The 15,670-nt window shown below is 70.3% G+C and carries 13 protein-coding genes; 10 read left to right on the top strand and 3 right to left on the bottom strand.

Features of this window, described 5'->3' with window-relative positions; all coding sequences use genetic code 11:
- The first annotated feature begins 171 nt into the window (after nucleotides 1–171).
- The 8 genes from ACWEMY_RS17630 to ACWEMY_RS17665 all read left to right on the top strand — a co-directional run bounded on the left by ACWEMY_RS17630 (nucleotide 172) and on the right by ACWEMY_RS17665 (nucleotide 9,267).
- The gene (locus tag ACWEMY_RS17630) at nucleotides 172–1,362 is read left to right on the top strand and encodes a lipid-transfer protein (RefSeq protein ID WP_452390882.1); all 1,191 of its coding nucleotides are present in this window, start codon (nucleotides 172–174) and stop codon (nucleotides 1,360–1,362) included.
- 42 nt (nucleotides 1,363–1,404) lie between these two features.
- The gene (locus ACWEMY_RS17635; protein WP_452390883.1) at nucleotides 1,405–1,845 is read left to right on the top strand and encodes a type II toxin-antitoxin system Rv0910 family toxin; all 441 of its coding nucleotides are present in this window, start codon (nucleotides 1,405–1,407) and stop codon (nucleotides 1,843–1,845) included.
- Entirely contained in the window at nucleotides 1,842–2,699 is an 858-nt protein-coding gene (locus ACWEMY_RS17640; RefSeq protein ID WP_452390884.1) for a MaoC/PaaZ C-terminal domain-containing protein, read from the top strand. The genes ACWEMY_RS17635 and ACWEMY_RS17640 overlap by 4 nt, the downstream gene beginning before the upstream one ends.
- A gap of 12 nt (nucleotides 2,700–2,711) precedes the next feature.
- Complete coding sequence (locus ACWEMY_RS17645) at nucleotides 2,712–3,590, top strand: SDR family oxidoreductase (RefSeq protein ID WP_452390885.1); 879 nt, start codon at nucleotides 2,712–2,714, stop codon at nucleotides 3,588–3,590.
- Nucleotides 3,591–3,592: 2 nt separating this feature from the next.
- Nucleotides 3,593–5,806, top strand: a complete 2,214-nt coding sequence (locus ACWEMY_RS17650) for an acyl-CoA dehydrogenase (protein ID WP_452390886.1) — start codon at nucleotides 3,593–3,595, stop codon at nucleotides 5,804–5,806.
- 213 nt (nucleotides 5,807–6,019) lie between these two features.
- The gene (locus tag ACWEMY_RS17655) at nucleotides 6,020–6,712 is read left to right on the top strand and encodes a TetR/AcrR family transcriptional regulator (protein ID WP_375926556.1); all 693 of its coding nucleotides are present in this window, start codon (nucleotides 6,020–6,022) and stop codon (nucleotides 6,710–6,712) included.
- Between the two features lie 84 nt (nucleotides 6,713–6,796).
- A complete protein-coding gene (locus tag ACWEMY_RS17660) occupies nucleotides 6,797–8,158 on the top strand; it encodes a lipase family protein (protein WP_452390887.1) in 1,362 nt (453 codons plus the stop codon).
- Nucleotides 8,159–8,226: 68 nt separating this feature from the next.
- Nucleotides 8,227–9,267, top strand: coding sequence for an alpha/beta fold hydrolase (locus tag ACWEMY_RS17665; RefSeq protein WP_452390888.1), 1,041 nt, complete (start codon nucleotides 8,227–8,229; stop codon nucleotides 9,265–9,267).
- Here the strand turns inward: ACWEMY_RS17665 and fadD5 are convergent.
- Genes fadD5 through ACWEMY_RS17680 form a run of 3 tightly spaced genes read right to left on the bottom strand, consistent with a single transcriptional unit; the run spans nucleotide 9,257 to nucleotide 12,646 of the window.
- A complete protein-coding gene (gene fadD5, locus ACWEMY_RS17670) occupies nucleotides 9,257–10,831 on the bottom strand; it encodes a fatty-acid--CoA ligase FadD5 (protein ID WP_452390889.1) in 1,575 nt (524 codons plus the stop codon). The genes ACWEMY_RS17665 and fadD5 overlap by 11 nt on opposite strands.
- Before the next feature lie 25 nt (nucleotides 10,832–10,856).
- Nucleotides 10,857–11,663: an enoyl-CoA hydratase gene (locus tag ACWEMY_RS17675; protein WP_375926568.1), complete on the bottom strand. Its 807-nt coding sequence runs from the start codon at nucleotides 11,661–11,663 to the stop codon at nucleotides 10,857–10,859.
- Nucleotides 11,660–12,646 carry an NAD(P)H-dependent flavin oxidoreductase gene (locus ACWEMY_RS17680; RefSeq protein WP_375926571.1) on the bottom strand — a complete coding sequence of 329 codons (987 nt, stop codon included), beginning with the start codon at nucleotides 12,644–12,646 and terminating at the stop codon, nucleotides 11,660–11,662. The genes ACWEMY_RS17675 and ACWEMY_RS17680 overlap by 4 nt, the downstream gene beginning before the upstream one ends.
- 223 nt (nucleotides 12,647–12,869) lie before the next feature.
- On the opposite strand from ACWEMY_RS17680, the gene ACWEMY_RS17685 reads away from it, so the two are divergent.
- The gene (locus tag ACWEMY_RS17685; protein ID WP_452390890.1) at nucleotides 12,870–14,378 is read left to right on the top strand and encodes an aldehyde dehydrogenase family protein; all 1,509 of its coding nucleotides are present in this window, start codon (nucleotides 12,870–12,872) and stop codon (nucleotides 14,376–14,378) included.
- A gap of 36 nt (nucleotides 14,379–14,414) precedes the next feature.
- On the top strand, nucleotides 14,415–15,560 hold the full coding sequence (locus tag ACWEMY_RS17690; protein ID WP_452390891.1) for an acyl-CoA dehydrogenase family protein: 1,146 nt from the start codon (nucleotides 14,415–14,417) through the stop codon (nucleotides 15,558–15,560).
- Nucleotides 15,561–15,670 lie beyond the last annotated feature (110 nt).

Consider the following 15,670-nt stretch of genomic DNA (forward strand, 5'->3'; position numbering starts at 1 on the left):
GTATATCCCATGCATGCCCATGGCGGGTGGGATTCGCACAACCTTTTCCCTGCTGTGACCGGTCGATGACGGGTTTTGTCCAAGCTATTGACCTGGACGACGTGTCCAACCTAAATTGCAGGGACACGGTGTCCCAGGTATTCGGGACACGCGGGACACGGGAGTGCGTACATGACACAGAAGGTGTTCGTCGTCGGCGTCGGCATGACGAAGTTCGAGAAGCCGGGCGAGCTCGAATGGGACTACCCGGACATGGCCAGGGAAGCGGGAACCAAGGCGCTCGAGGACGCGGGCATCGGCTACGAAGAGGTCGAGCAGGCCTACGTGGGCTACGTGTACGGCGAGTCCACCTCGGGGCAGCGCGCGGTCTACGAACTGGGGCTGAGCGGGATCCCGATCGTCAACGTCAACAACAACTGTTCCACCGGTTCGACCGCGCTCTACCTGGCCGCGCAGGCGATCCGGGGCGGACTGGCCGAGTGCACCCTGGCCCTCGGCTTCGAGAAGATGCAGAAGGGTTCGCTGGGTTCGACGTTCGACGACCGCGAACAGCCCATGATGCGGCACCTGCTGGCGCTGGCCGAACTCCAGGAGTTCGCCATGCCGCCCGCGCCGTACATGTTCGGCGCCGCCGGTAAAGAGCACATGGAGCGCTACGGCACCACCGCCGAGCAGTTCGCCAAGATCGGCGTCAAGAACCACAAGCACTCGGTGAACAACCCGTACGCGCAGTTCCAGAAGGAATACAGCCTCGAGGAAGTGCTGGCCGCCAAACAGATCTACGGCCCGCTCACCAAGCTGCAGTGCTCGCCGACCTCCGACGGCTCCGGCGCGGTGATCCTGGCCGGCGAGGCGTTCGTCGACCGCCACGACCTGGCCGACCGGGCCGTCGAGATGGTCGGGCAGGCGATGGTCACCGACCTGAGCTCCACCTTCACCGACCCGACCGCGATCAATCTGGTCGGCTCGGATATGTCGCGCACCGCGGCGCTGAAGGTCTACGAGCAGGCCGGGATCGGTCCCGAGGACGTCGACGTCATCGAACTGCACGACTGCTTCTCCACCAACGAACTGCTCACCTACGAGGCGCTGGGCCTGTGTGCCCCCGGCGAGGGCGGCCGTCTCGTCGACGACAACGCCACCACCTACGGCGGTACCTGGGTCATCAACCCCTCCGGCGGCCTGATCTCCAAGGGCCACCCGCTCGGTGCCACCGGCCTGGCGCAGTGCAGCGAACTCACCTGGCAGCTGCGCGGCACCGCCGACGCCCGTCAGGTCGAGGGCGCCCGAATCGCCTTGCAGCACAACATCGGACTCGGCGGCGCGGTCGTGGTGACCGCCTACCGTCCCGCCGTCCGCTGATCCTTTCCCTCCCCCTTTCCCCACTCAACGAGGAGTAACCCCATGGCATCCGTCTCCGTTTCCACCGAACTTCCCGTCACCCCCGAGCAGGCGTGGGCCCGGCTGAGCGACCTGGCCAACTGGGAGCAGTGGCTGACCATCCACGAGGGCTGGCGCAGCGAGCTGCCCGCCGAGCTCGTCGCGGGCGCGCGGTTCATCGAGGTCGTCTCGGTGATGAACATGGCCAACAAGATCGAGTGGACCGTCGCCGAGGTCGACCCGCAGAAGTTCCTCAAGATCACCGGCACCGGCATGGCCGGGGTCACCGTCGAATTCGCGCTCGAGGTGGAGCCCACCGCGACCGGGTCCGCGGCCAAGTTCGACGCCAGCTTCAAGGGCACCATGATCGTCGGCCCGATCGGCAAGGCCGTGGCCAAGCACGCCGAGGCCGACCTGAAGGAGTCGATGGCCAAGTTCACCGAGCTCGTCGGCTCGGCGGCATGACCACCTCGGAATCGGCCGGAGTCGTCTTCGACGGCTCCGCGCTGGGGGAGTGGACCGACGAGGAGCGGTTCTCGGTCACCGCCGAGCGGATCGCGGAATACGCCGCCGCGACCAATGATCCGATCGAGGCGCACCGCAGCGGGCAGGTCGCCCCGCCGGTGTTCGCGGTGGTACCGGTGTTCACCTCGATGGCGCCCGCCGCCCTGTCGGTGGCGCCGGTCGAACTGCTCATGAAACTGGTCCACGGCGAGCAGGACTTCCGGTTCCACCGGCCGATCGTGGCCGGTGACGAACTGGTGGTGCGGGCCAAGCCGATCGGCTACGCGGGCAAGCCGAACGGGTCGACGGTGGTCATCTACGCCGAAACCCGCGACGCCGCGGGCGAACTCGTCAACGAGCAGTGGATGACCGCGTTCTTCCGCAAGGTCGACGCGGGACCGGGCGAGGGCGAACAGGCACCCGGACACCGCATCACCGACGCCGACCGGGCAGGCGAGCAGGCCGCGCGGGTCACCGCCCACATCGACGAGGACCAGACCTTCCGGTACTCACCGGCTTCCGGTGATCCGATGCCGATCCACCTCGACGACGAGATCGCCCGCATGGCCGGTCTGCCCGGGATCATCAACCACGGGCTGTGCACCATGGCGTTCACCTCGTGGGCCGCGCTCACCGAACTCGCCGGCGGCGACACCACCCGGCTGCGCCGCCTCGCGGTGCGCTTCGCCAAGCCGGTGCTGCCCGGGCAGGACATCACCACCACCTTCTGGCGTACCGAGCCGAACGCCTACGCCTTCGAGACCGAGGCGGCGGGCGAGCTCGCCATCACCGACGGCCGCGTCGAATTCAACTAGGAGACAAGACTGATGGGAAAGCTCGACGGACGCGTCGCTGTCGTCACCGGCGCCGGTCGCGGTATCGGCCGTGAACACGCGCTGCTGTTCGCTCGCGAGGGCGCGGCGGTGGTGGTCAACGATCTCGGTGGCGCCAACGATGGCACCGGCGCCGATACCGGTCCGGCCCAGCAGGTGGTCGACGAGATCGTCGCCGCCGGTGGCAAGGCCGTGGCCAACACCGACAACATCGCCACCTGGGACGGCGCCGAGGAACTCGTCGACCAGGCGGTCGCGGAGTACGGACGCCTCGACGTGGTGGTCAACAACGCGGGCATCCTGCGCGACGCCTTCATCGCCGGGATGGACGAATCCCAGTGGGACGCCGTCATCGCGGTGCACCTCAAGGGCCACGCGGCCACCCTGCACCACGCCGCGGCCTACTGGAAGGCCCAGGCCAAGGCGGGCAACCCGGTCAACGCCTCGGTCATCAACACCGCCTCGGCCTCGGGCACCTTCATGCCCAATGCCGGTCAGGGCAACTACGGCGCCGCCAAGGCGGGTATCGCCGCGCTGACGCTGGTCGCCGCCGACGAGCTCGAGCGCTACGGCGTGCGGGTCAACGCGATCGCGCCGATCGCGCGCACCCGGCTCACCCTGGCCACCCCCGGCATGGGCGCGCTGTTCGCCGCCGAGGTCCCCGAGGGCGAGTTCGACGCGTTCGCGCCGTCGAACATCTCGCCGCTGGTGGCCCACCTGGCCGAGGCCGACTGCCCGCTCACCGGCAAGGTGTTCGCGGTGCAGGGCGGGGCGATCGTGGAACTGGCCGGCTGGCACGACGTGCGCACGGTGGAGACCGACGGCCCGTGGACCATCGACGAGGTCGCCGCGCGGCTGAAGGAGACCAGCTAGCCATGGCGCGCACCAGCTATGAGCTCGGCGTCGGCGTCAGCGAGGACCACCTGGCCCTCGCCGAGGCCGTGCGTGGCTTCGTCGAGCGCACCATCACGCCCGAGAGCGTCCGCGCCGCCGTGGAATCCAGCGACGCGGGCAAGCGGCTGCCCTACTGGGACGCGCTGGTCGCGCAGGATCTGCTCGGCCTGCACGTCGGCGAGGAATCCGGCGGGCAGGGCGCGGGCCTGCTGACCCTGGCCGTCGCGCTCGAACCGCTCGGCCGCGGCCTGCACACCGGCCCGTTCGTGCCGACCGCGCTGGCGAGCGCCGTGCTCGCCCAGGCGGGCGGGGCGTGGGCGGCGGCGCAGCTGCCCGGGCTCACCGACGGCTCGCGCACCGGCGCCGTCGCGACCGCCTCGGCGTTGACCGGCACCGCGCGCGACGGGGTGCTCGTCGTGGACGGCACCGCCGACGGCGTGCTCGGCGCGCTCGGGGCCGACGTGGTCCTCGCGCCGGTCACCGTCGACGGCGAGCAGCGGTGGGTGGCGTTCGAGAACACCGACCTGACCGTGACCGCCCAGGACGGCATCGACGTGCTGCGCGGTTCGGCCCGGCTGCACGCGGACGCGGTCGAGGTCCCGCGGGAGCGGGTGCTCGCGGTCGCCGCGGAGCGGGTGCGCTCGGTGGCCGCGGTGGTGCTCGGGGCCGAGGCGGTCGGCGTCATGTCGTGGTGTGTGTCGACCGCGGCCGAGTACGCCAAGACCCGCGTGCAGTTCGGCCGTCCGATCGGCCAGTTCCAGGGCGTCAAGCACAAGTGCGCCCAGATGGGCATCGCGCTGGAGAAGGCGCGCGCGGTGCTGTGGGACGCGGCGTTCGCCCTGGACCGGGCCGACGAGACCGCCGACTACGCCGCCGCGATCGCCGGGCTGATCATTCCCGACGCCGCGGTGCAGGTGGCGCAGGACTGCATCCAGGTGCACGGCGGCATCGGGTTCACCTGGGAGCACGACGCGCACCTGTACTACCGGCGCACCCTGGCGCTGCGTGGGCTGCTCGGCGCGCGCGACGATCGGGCCGAGGCGGTGGCGGGATACGCGCTGTCGGGGCTGACCCTGTCGAGCGAACTGGAGCTGCCCGCCGAGGCGGAACGCATCCGGGCCGAGGTCAGGGCCGAACTGGCCGTGATCGCGGCGATCGACGATGAGGACGACCAGCTGGTCGCCCTGGGCGACGGCGGCTGGAACCTCCCGCACCTGCCGCGCCCCTACGGTCGCTCGGCCTCGCCGCTCGAGCAGGTCGTCATCGCGCAGGAGATCAAAGCCTCCGGCATCCCGATGCCGCAGCTGCTCATGGGCACCTGGGCGGTCGGGGCGATCGTGCCGCACGGCGACGAGCGGCAGAAGCGCGACCTGGTCGTGCCGACCCTGCGCGGTGAGGTGGTGTGGTGTCAGCTGTTCAGTGAGCCCGGTGCCGGTTCGGACCTGGCGAGCCTGACCACCAAGGCCGTCAAGGTCGACGGTGGCTGGAAGGTGACGGGCCAGAAGATCTGGACCACGGTCGCGCAGTTCGCCGAGTGGGCCATGCTCATCGCGCGGACCAGCCCGGACAAGCCCAAACACGAGGGCATCACCTACTTCGTGCTGGACATGTCCTCGCCTGGCATCACCGTGCGCCCGCTGCGTGAGATGACCGGCTCCGCGCTGTTCAACGAGGTCTTCCTCGACGACGTGTTCATCCCCGACGAGAACGTGGTCGGGGCCGTCGACGACGGCTGGCACGTGGCCCGCACCACGCTGGCCGGTGAGCGGGTGGCACTGAGCCAGAAGATGGAGGCCTACGCCACCGACACCGACCTGCTGCGCTTCGCGGTGGGCCGGGAGCTCTCGCCGGTGGCGCGCTACCGGGTCGGCGAGCTCATGGCCGAGAGCCGCGCGGTGGACGTGATCGGTTCGCGGGTGGTGCTCAAGCAGCTGTCCGGGATCGACGTGTCGACCACCTCGAGTGTCGGCAAGCTGCTGGGCATGGCGCTGGGACAGGCCATCTCGGAGTTCGTCGTCGCCGAGCTCGGCATCGCCGGGGTGGTCTCGGTGCCTGGCGAGCGCAGCGACCACGCGATGGAACAGCTCATCGCCGGTCGTGCCACCACCATCTACGGCGGCACCACCGAGGTGCAGCTCAATGTGATCGGTGAGCGGATGCTCGGCCTGCCGCGCGACGCATCGGTGAACAACTAGTCGGTGAACAACTAGCTGAGCCCCGGCTCCCGGACACGCCCCCCGGGAGCCGGGAACCACCGCGATACCTGATGTGTCTAGTGTTTTTCGCGGGGCCCGCCCTGATCTGGACTGACCGAAGGGTGCGACGAAGGAGTACCCGTAGGGAGGGAAGATCAGGGGCCCGAAGGGCCCCGCCCGAGCGCACCAGCGCTCCGAAAACACAGGAGGAATGTGACCACTCAGCACGCCGACGGGCGGGCGAGCCGGTGGGATCGGCATCGCGCCGACCGCCGCGAACGCATCCTCGCCGCCGCCCTCACCGCGGTGCAGGCCAAGGGCGCCTCGGTGGGCGTCCAGGAGATCGCCGACCTCGCCGAAGTCCCGCGCTCGGTGCTCTACCGGCTGTTCAAGGACCGCCGCGATCTCGACGAGCAGTTGCGCGCCCGCATCCTCGACGACCTGATGGCCGTGCTGGAACCCACGCTGAACCCCGAGGGCACCGTCGCCGAGGCGATCGCGCGCTCGGTGGACACCTATGTGGGCTGGATCGCGGTGAATCCGCGGCTGCACTATTTCCTCGGCGCCGGGTCGGAGGGCCGCGACGGGCGGCGCAACTCGCCGCTGGTGTCCGGCACCAAGATCGCCATCGCGGGCACCGTGCGCGAGGTCTTCGAGAACGCGCTGCGGGCCCAGGGCGCCCCGACCACGATCGCCGAACCGATGGCCTTCGGCCTGGTCGGCTTCGTCGACGGCAGCGTCAACCGGTGGCTGAGCCAGTCCATGCAGCCGATGGCGGCCGCGGAACTGTCGTCCTACCTGCAGGAAGCCATCTGGGCGATCGTGGACAACAGCCTGCGCAAGGCCGGTGTCATGCTCAATCCGCTGACCCCGATCGCCGATCTCGTCTCGGCCCCCGCGAAATAGATGTGACAAGAAGTAGCGGCTAAGCTTGTGTGGTACCCCGGGTACCATTAATCTGGTCGATGTACCCGCGATTAGGAGACATCGATGACGCTGTCCGCCCCCGGCTCGGCTGACCTGCGCGCCGAGAGCTGGCCCGCGCCCACCCGCGCGACCCTGCCCGACGAAGACCCGTTCTACCTGCCCGCGCCCGGCTACGAGCAGGCGCCCGAGGGCACCGTGCTGCGCTGGCGACCGGTCGAACTCGCCGCGTTCGGCCTGGTGCCGCTGCGGGCGACCGCCTGGCAGCTGCTCTACCGCACCACCGACCTCAACGGACAGCCCGACGCGACCGTCACCACGGTGATCGCGCCGGTGGGCGGCATCACCGCCGACACCCCGCTGCTGTCGTTCCAGTGCGCCATCGACGCCATCTCCACGCGCGGTTTCCCGTCCTACTCGCTGCAGCGGGGCTCGCGCGCGATCGGCACCTTCGCCCATGTCGAAATGCTCTGTTTCGTGGACGCGCTCAAGCGCGGCTGGGCGCTGTCGATCCCCGATCACGAGGGCATGCTCGGCGCCTGGGGCGCCCCGCGCGAACCCGGCTACCGCACCCTCGACGGCGTGCGCGCCGCCCAGCGCTTCGCCCCGCTGGGGCTGGCCGCCGACTGCCGGGTGGGCCTGTGGGGCTACTCCGGCGGCGGCCTGGCCACCTCCTGGGCGGCCGAGGTCGCGCCCACCTACGCACCCGAGCTCGATATCGCGGGCGCCGTGCTCGGCTCGCCGGTGGGCGATCTGGTCGAGACCTTCCACCGGCTCAACGGCGGCCTGCACGCGGGCCTGCCGACGCTGGTCGTCGCGGCACTGCGCCGGGTCTACCCGGCCTTCGACGCGGCCATCGAGGCGCACATCTCCGACCAGGGGAGCGCGATCCTCGACCGCGCGGCGCGCAGCACCACCGGCGCCGCGGTGCTGCGGCTGATCCGGTACAACCTGGACCTGCACACCACCTCGCTCCCGCTGACCGAGGTCCTCGCGCTCGCGGAACTCGTCGCCATGTTCGAGGATCTGGAGATGGGAACCGTCGCGCCCGAGGTGCCGCTGCTGGTGGTGCAGTCGGTGCACGACCAGATCATCGCCGCGGAGGGCATCGACACGCTCGTGGACCGCTACCGCGCGCACGGCGCCCAGGTGACCTACCTGCGCGACCGGTGCAGCGAGCACCTGAGCCTGCTGCCGATCTCGGCCCCGTTGAGCCTGAACTGGCTGGCCGACCGGTTCGCCGGGCAGCGGCCGACGCCCTCGGCGACCACCACGGTGCGCAGCCTGCTGCGCCTGCCCGCGGGCAACCGCGGACTGGGCGACCTGGTGCGTGGTGCGGCCCAGGCGCTGTTCGCGCGCCCGCTCACGCCGTCGGCGAGCCGTCGTGACGACGTGGTGCGCAAGGAATCGGCCCGCCCGGCCGCCTGAGCGGGCAACGAGTTTCGGAGTCTGCCGCCCGGCAGGTGCGTTGTGGTGTGGAGTGAGGGGACAGGTTCGTGGGGTTCGTTGCCGATGTGCCGCGCGCGGTGCGCAATGTGTGGTCGGTGTCGTTCGGCGGTGGCATCGAGCCGGACGACCCGGCGCCGTCGACGACGGTCTACCAGGGCAGCCACCGTCATCTGAAGCGCTACGACGGCGCCGACCCGGCCACCGGGAACCCGGTGCTGCTGGTGCCGCCGCTGGCGGTCACCCCGTCCTGCTTCGACCTGCGTCCCGGGCAGAGCCTGGTGCGCTACCTGCTCGAGCAGGGCAGGCAGCCGTATGTCATCGACTACGGCCACTTCGGTTATGCCGACCGGGATCTCGGCATCGAGGACTGGACCCACGACATCCTGCCCGAGGCCGTCCGCCGGGTCGCCGAGGACCACGACGGCTCGGTCGACCTGATCGGCTGGTCGCTCGGCGGGGTGATGTCGCTGCTGACCGCGGCCGCCCACGCCGACCTGCCGATCGCCTCGATCACCGCGCTGGCCCCGCCCATCGATCAGCGCCGCACCGCCATGCTGACCCCGCTGCGCCTGGTCGGCAAGGTCACCGGCGGCCGGGAGATGGCCCTGGCCACCCGGATCATGGGCGGTATCCCGCAGGAATTCGTGCGGATCGGGTTCCGGTTGCAGGCCTTCGACCGGGAACTGGCGCGGCCGATGTTCCTGGCGCGCAACGCCCTCGACACCGAGGCGCTGGCCCGGATGGAAGCCACCGACCGCTTCATGTCCAGCATGCCCGGCTACCCGGGCCGCTCGTACTGGCAGATCCACCGCAGCCTGGTGCTGCGCAACGAACTCGCCACCGGCTCGGTGCGGCTGCGCTCGGACCTGGTGATCGAACTGGCCAAGGTGACCTGCCGGGTGCTGCTGATCGGCAGCCGCGGCGATGTGGTGGTGCCCGCCACCTCGGTGCGGCGCGGCCTCGACGTGCTGCCACACGCCGCCGAGGCGCGCTTCGTCGAGGTCCGCGGCGGTCACCTGGGCCTGCTGGCCAGTGCGACCGCCGCGGAATCGACCTACCCCGCGATCGAGGAGTTCCTCAGCCGTTGACCGCGCTCGCCGCGCCGTGCCGCGCGCGCAGCTCGTGCTTGACGACCTTGCCCCCGGCATTGCGCGGCAGCGCCTCGACCACGACCAGCGCCTTGGGGTGCTTGTAGCGGGCCAGATGGGCGTTGAGGTGTTCGGCGAGATCGGCCAGTTCGATCGCCTCGGCGTCGTCCACCGCGACGACCGCGACCGGTACCTCGCCCCACTTCTCGTCGGGTCGTCCGATCACCGCGGCCTCGCGGATGCGGGGGTGGGCGAACAGCACGTTCTCCACCTCGGCGCAGTAGATGTTCTCGCCGCCGGAGATGATCATGTCCTTCTTGCGGTCGACGACGTAGACGAAGCCCTCCTCGTCGCGGCGCACCAGATCACCGGAGTGGAACCAGCCGCCGGCGAACGCGTCGGCGGTGGCGCGCGGGTTGTTCCAGTACTCGCGCATGAGAGTCGGTCCGCGGTAGACGATCTCGCCGATCTCGCCCGGCGCCACATCGTTCATCTCGTCGTCGACGATGCGGGTGGCGATGGTGGGGATCGGCTTGCCGACCGAGCCCAGCTTGCGGATCGCGTCCTCGCCGTCGAGCACACAGGTGATCGGTGACATCTCCGTCTGCCCGAACACCGCGACATTGAGCGCCCGCGGGAACGTCTCGGCCATCGCCCGCAGCACCGTGTCGGAGGCGGGCGCGGCACCCCAGCTGATCACCCGCAGCCGCAGATCCCGCTGCGCCACACTGGGATCGGCGCAGACGATCTGCCACTGCGCGGGCACCAGGAACACCGAGGTGGCCCGCTCGCGCTCCCAGGCGTCGAGCACCTCGGTGGCGTCGAAGGCCTGCAGCGGGTGGATCACCGTGAGCGCGCCGAGGACGAAACAGCAGGCGATACTGCCCAATCCGGCGATGTGGAACAGCGGCGAGGCGCAGAAGGCGATGTCGTCGTCGGTGTAGCGCATGGCCCGGATGCAGGTCAGGGCCTGGGCCTGCATGTTGAGGTGGGTCAGCACCGCGCCCTTGGGGCTGCCGGTGGTGCCCGAGGTGTACATGATCAGCGCGGCCGAGTCCTCGGGCACGTCACGGGGTTCGTGCGGTACGCCCTCTTCGGCGATCAGGTCCTCGTAGCCGAGCACACCGTCGCCGGTGGGCGCGCCGACCACGATCCGGGTGCGCAGGGTGTCGGTGCCCGTCGCGACGGCGGCGGCCAGCGGCGCGAGCACGGCGTCGGTGATGAGGACCGCGCTGCCGCTGTCGTTCACCTGATAGACCAGCTCGGGCGGGGTGAGCCGGAAGTTCACCGGCACCGCGATGGCGCCGAGGGTGTTCACGGCGAACACCGATTCGATGTACTCGGTGTTGTTGAGCATCAGGATCATCACCCGGTCGCCGGGCTCGACGCCGCGGCGGGCGAGGGCGTCGGCCAGGCGCTGGACCCGCGCGTGCAGGGTGCCCCAGGTGGTGGTCGTGCCCAGGAACCGTAGCGCGGGCGCGTCCGGGATGGTGGTGGCGTGCAGGGCGATCTGGTTCATCCAGTGATTGCGGCGCGAGCGCAGCGGTTCGACGGCAGTGGTCATGGAAAGCGTCTCCTCGGGAGCGGGACTAGGCCGGGTCGGTGATCGGAGCGGGCGCACCGGCGAAACGCGGTGGGCGACGGGTGAGCACGGCGGTCATGCCCTCGAGGAAGTCGGGCGAGACCAGCAGCTCGGACTGACCGGTCTTCTCCCGGTCGAGCGCGGCATCGAGTTCGGTCAGGGTCGCGGCATTGATCGCGGCCTTGGTCAGCTCCAGCGAACGGCGCGGACCGGCGGCGAGCTTGGCGGCCACGGCGTCGACCTCGGCGTCGAGCTGATCGGCGGGCAGGCTGCGGGTGATCAGGCCCGCCGCGGCCGCCTCGGGCGCGGGCAGCCGGGCCCCGAGCAGCGCCAGTTCGGCGGCCCGCACGCGGCCCATGGCGGCGGCGACCATGGCGGTGGCGCCACCGTCGGGCATCAGGCCGATGGAGGTGAACGGCAGCAGCAGGTAGGCGGTCTCGGCCGCGTAGATCAGGTCGGCGGCCAGCGCGATCGAGGTGCCCACCCCGGCGGCCGGGCCGTTGACGCGCGCGATCACCGGCAGCGGGGAGGCCACGATCGCGCGGATCACCGCGTTGGCGCTGTCCATCACCCGCTCGGGCGCGGCCTCGTTGCCCCCGGCCGCGGCCGCGGCGGCCAGATCGGCGCCGGTGCAGAACGCCTTGCCCGCGCCGGTCAGCACGATCACCCGGGTGTCGGGCCGGGTGTGCGCCGCGGTGATGAGCTCACCGAGCTCGTCCATGGTGGCCAGGTCGATGGCGTTCATCCGGGCCTGGCGGTCGACGGTGATCCGCAGGACCCCGCGTTCCTCTTCGATCAGCACGCTCTCGCTCATCGGGCCACCGCCCCGACCAGCGCACCGGCCAGACGGCCCGCGATGAGATCCTCGGCCTCGCGCACGATCCGGCCCACCAGCTCCGCGCAGGTGGGGATGTCGTGGATCAACCCCTGACATTGGCCGACACTCCAGATACCCGCGTCGAGATCGCCGTTCTCGTAGACCTTGCGGCCCCGCGCGCCGGCGACCAGCTCGCGCACATCGGCGAATGTGCCGCCCGCGCGCTCGATCTCGACGACCTCGCGGCTCACGGCGTTGTCGGCCACCCGGGCGGTGTTGTTCATGGTGCGGAAGATCAGCTTGGTGTCGAGCTCGGTATTGGTCACGATCTTCTCCTTCACGGCGTGCGCGATCGGCGACTCCACGGTGCACAGGAACCTGGTGCCCATATTGACCCCGTCGGCGCCCAGCGCCATGGCCGCGACCAGCCCGCGCGCGTCGGCGATCCCGCCGGAGGCGATCATCGGGATCTCCAGCTCGCGCGCGGCGGCGGGGATCAGGACCAGGCCGGGGGTGTCGTTCTCACCGGGGTGCCCGGCGCATTCGAATCCGTCGATGCTCACCGCGTCGACGCCCACCTGCTGGGCCTTGAGCGCGTGCTTGACGCTGGTGCACTTGTGCAGCACCTTGATGCCCGCGTCCTTGAGGAAGGGCAGGTGGGTGGCCGGATTGCCGCCCGCGATCTCGACGATCGGGACGCCGCCGTCGATGATCGCCTGCCGGTACTCCTCGTAGGGCGGCGGTGTGATGGACGGCAGGATCGTCAGATTCACCCCGAACGGCTTGTCGGTGAGGTCCCTGGTGCGGGCGATCTCCTCGCGCAGCGCCTGCGGCGTCGGCTGGGTCAGCCCGGTGATGATGCCCAGGCCGCCCGCCTCGGACACGGCGGCGGCGAGTTCGGCCCGGCCGACCCACATCATCCCGCCCTGCACGATCGGGTGCTCGACACCGAAGGCCTCGGTGAATCGGGTGCGCAGCATTTGCGCTCTCCCTCCGGATTCGTCGTTCCCCGCGGTGGCGCCGTGCCGCGACAGCTCTTTGCAACCGAGGAGAATCGTGATTAACTTATCGAGAATTACGATTAACTTAACGGTGGCCGGCGCGGCGTGTCAATAGGCCGCGCGGTCCGCCGGGTCCCGTGGCCGCCCCGCCTGAGCTGCGCGGTGTGGGACCGCCGCCGAGCAATCCGAAGGATGGTCGAGAATGACCGAAACCCCCACTACCGCCCCCATTTCTGCGACAATGATCCACACCGTCGACCCGGTCACCGGCGAGCAGGTCGGCAGCTGGGCCGTCGACGACGCGGCGAGCGTGGCCGCCGCGGTCACCCGGGCCCGGTCGGCCGCGCAGACGTGGAGTGAACTCGGGTTCACTGGGCGGAAGCGGGCACTACAGCGCTGGGCCGCGAGCATCGTGAACAACATCGATGAGTTCTGCGCGCTGATCAAGGCCGAGAACGGCAAGCCGCTCGACGACGCCTACCTCGAGGTGATCACCGCCGTCGAGCACCTGAACTGGGCCGCCGAGAACGCGGGCAAGGTGCTGAAGCCGAAGAAGGTCTTCCCCGGCCTGATGATGGCCAACCACGAGGCCGTCGTCGAACAGCGCCCGCACGGCGTGGTGGGTGTGATCGGGCCGTGGAACTACCCGGTGTACACGCCCAACGGGTCCATCGCCTACGCGCTCGCCGCGGGCAACACCGTCGTGTTCAAGCCCAGCGAGCTCACCCTCGGGGTCGGGCACTGGTTCGCCGACGCGTTCACCAAGGCCAATCCCGAGCTGCCGCAGGGCATTCTGAGCGTGGTCAGCGGTGACGGCGCGACCGGGCGCGCACTGGTGGAGTCCGAGGTCGACATGATCGCCTTCACCGGCTCCACCGCCACCGGCAAGCGGATCATGGCCGCCGCCGCGCAGCGACTGACCCCGGTGGTCCTCGAATGCGGTGGCAAGGACGCGGCGATCGTCGCCGAGGACGCCGATGTCGCCGCGGCCGCCGACGCCATCGTCTGGTCGGCCATCGCCAACTCCGGGCAGACCTGTGTCGGAACCGAACGCTGCTACGTGGTGGACTCGGTGCTCGACGAGTTCGTCGCCGAGGTCACCCGCCGCGTCGCCGACCTGACGCCGGGCTCGGGCCCCGACGCCGCCTACGGCCCGATGACCCTGCCCGCCCAGCTCGACATCGTCACCGAGCACGTCGAGGACGCCCTGGCCAAGGGGGCGAAGGCCGTCGTCGGCGGCCGTGAGGCGATCAAGGCGCCCTTCGTGAGCCCGATCGTGCTGCTCGACACCCCCGAGGACTCGGTGGCGGTCACCGAGGAGACCTTCGGGCCCACCCTCACGATCCGCGGTGTCCGCGATGTCGAGGAGGCCATCCGGCTGTCCAACGCCTCCCGCTACGGCCTGGCCTCGACGGTGTTCTCCCGCAAGCGCGGCATGGAGATCGCCCGGCAGCTGCGCGTCGGCGCGACCTCGGTGAACAGCGCGGCCGCCTACGCCGCCATCCCGGCGCTGCCCTTCGGCGGGGTGGGGGAGTCCGGCATCGGCCGCATCCACGGTGCGGCCGGGCTGCTCGGCTTCACCCGCCCGCACTCGATCGCCCGGCAGCGCTTCGCGATTCCCGGCATGGCGCTGCTGTCGTTCGCCCGTACCGCATCGACCATGTCGATGGTCCGCAAGCTCACCGCCCGCCGTTTCGGGCGCGCCAAGTAGTCCACCCACCACCCACGAAAGCAGAGGAACACACTCATGGGCGTCGAATTCAGCCCGGAACAGCAGGATTTCGCCGCGGCGGTCGCCGCGTTCGCCAAGCGTGAGGCGGGCACCAGGGAGAAGCGCGACGCGCTCACCGACCACGATGCCGAGCAGCACAACGCCGGCGTCTACGCCAAGATGGCCGAGCTGGGCTGGCTGGGCCTGACCGTGCCCGAGGAGTACGGCGGGTCGGACGCTTCGATGGTCGACATGTGCATCCTGCTCGAGGAGAGCCTGCGCGGCCTGCTGCCGATCGGGGCCATCGGCCCGACCCTGATCACCGGCGGCGCCTACGCCAAGTTCGGCACCGAGGCGCAGAAGGACAGCGTGCTGCGCGGCATCGTGCGCGGTGCCTCCCAGTCGATCTCGATGTCGGAACCGGAGGCCGGCTCCGACGTCGGCAACATCACCACCCGCGCGGAGAAGACCAGCGACGGCTGGCTGATCAACGGCCAGAAGACCTGGTGTTCCAACGCGCACATCTCCGAGAACATCCTGCTGGTCGCGCGCACCGACCGCAGCGGCGGCAAACACGAGGGACTCACCATGTTCCACGTGCCCGCGAACACCCCCGGCCTGAAGATCAGCCCGATCGAGCTGATGGGCAACCAGAAGGAGACCAACGACCTGTACTTCACCGACTGCGTGCTCCCCGAGGACGCGGTGGTCGGCGAGGTGGGCAACGGCTGGCGCCAGCTCATGACGGGCCTGAACTTCGAGCGGCTGGTGCTGGCCGCGATGAGCCTGGGCACCGCCGAGCGCGCCTTCGAGGACACCCTGCAGTTCATCCGCGAACGCAAGCAGTTCGGCAGGCCGATCGGGTCCTTCCAGGCCCTGCGGCATCGCGTCGCCGACCTGGCCACCGAGATCGAATGCACCAAGCTGCTGGTCTACAGCGTGGCCGCCGCCGTCGACGCCGACCCGAAGAAGACCTTCGCCCGGGAGGCGTCCATGGCCAAGCTCAAGGCCACCGAGACCGCCAAGCAGGTGGCCCTGGCCGGGATGCAGATGATGGGCGGCTACGGCTACGCCCGCGAGTTCGACATGGAGAAGCACGTGCGTGGGGCCCTGGTCTCCACCATCTTCGGTGGCACCAGCGAGATCCAGCGCGACATCATCGGCAAGACCTTCGGCCTCTGATCCAGGAGGGGGACGGGCGCCCGGCCGGAGATTCCGGCCGGGGGGCCCGGGGGTGAGTGGGCGGCCGGGGGGGAGACCGCCCGAAAGTGAGGGGGACAGAGGAACGAGAC

Source organism: Nocardia sp. NPDC004415 (genome assembly GCF_053602435.1).

Excerpts from the sequence above, each read along its gene's own strand:
- ACWEMY_RS17635 (WP_452390883.1), top strand. The coding sequence starts at position 1,405 with ATGGCATCCGTCTCCGTTTCCACCGAACTTCCCGTCACCCCCGAGCAG.
- ACWEMY_RS17650 (WP_452390886.1), top strand. The coding sequence starts at position 3,593 with ATGGCGCGCACCAGCTATGAGCTCGGCGTCGGCGTCAGCGAGGACCAC.
- ACWEMY_RS17645 (WP_452390885.1), top strand. The coding sequence starts at position 2,712 with ATGGGAAAGCTCGACGGACGCGTCGCTGTCGTCACCGGCGCCGGTCGC.
- ACWEMY_RS17660 (WP_452390887.1), top strand. The coding sequence starts at position 6,797 with ATGACGCTGTCCGCCCCCGGCTCGGCTGACCTGCGCGCCGAGAGCTGG.
- ACWEMY_RS17630 (WP_452390882.1), top strand. The coding sequence starts at position 172 with ATGACACAGAAGGTGTTCGTCGTCGGCGTCGGCATGACGAAGTTCGAG.
- ACWEMY_RS17690 (WP_452390891.1), top strand. The coding sequence starts at position 14,415 with ATGGGCGTCGAATTCAGCCCGGAACAGCAGGATTTCGCCGCGGCGGTC.
- ACWEMY_RS17675 (WP_375926568.1), bottom strand. The coding sequence starts at position 11,663 with ATGAGCGAGAGCGTGCTGATCGAAGAGGAACGCGGGGTCCTGCGGATC.
- ACWEMY_RS17640 (WP_452390884.1), top strand. The coding sequence starts at position 1,842 with ATGACCACCTCGGAATCGGCCGGAGTCGTCTTCGACGGCTCCGCGCTG.
- fadD5 (WP_452390889.1), bottom strand. The coding sequence starts at position 10,831 with ATGACCACTGCCGTCGAACCGCTGCGCTCGCGCCGCAATCACTGGATG.
- ACWEMY_RS17680 (WP_375926571.1), bottom strand. The coding sequence starts at position 12,646 with ATGCTGCGCACCCGATTCACCGAGGCCTTCGGTGTCGAGCACCCGATC.
- ACWEMY_RS17685 (WP_452390890.1), top strand. The coding sequence starts at position 12,870 with ATGACCGAAACCCCCACTACCGCCCCCATTTCTGCGACAATGATCCAC.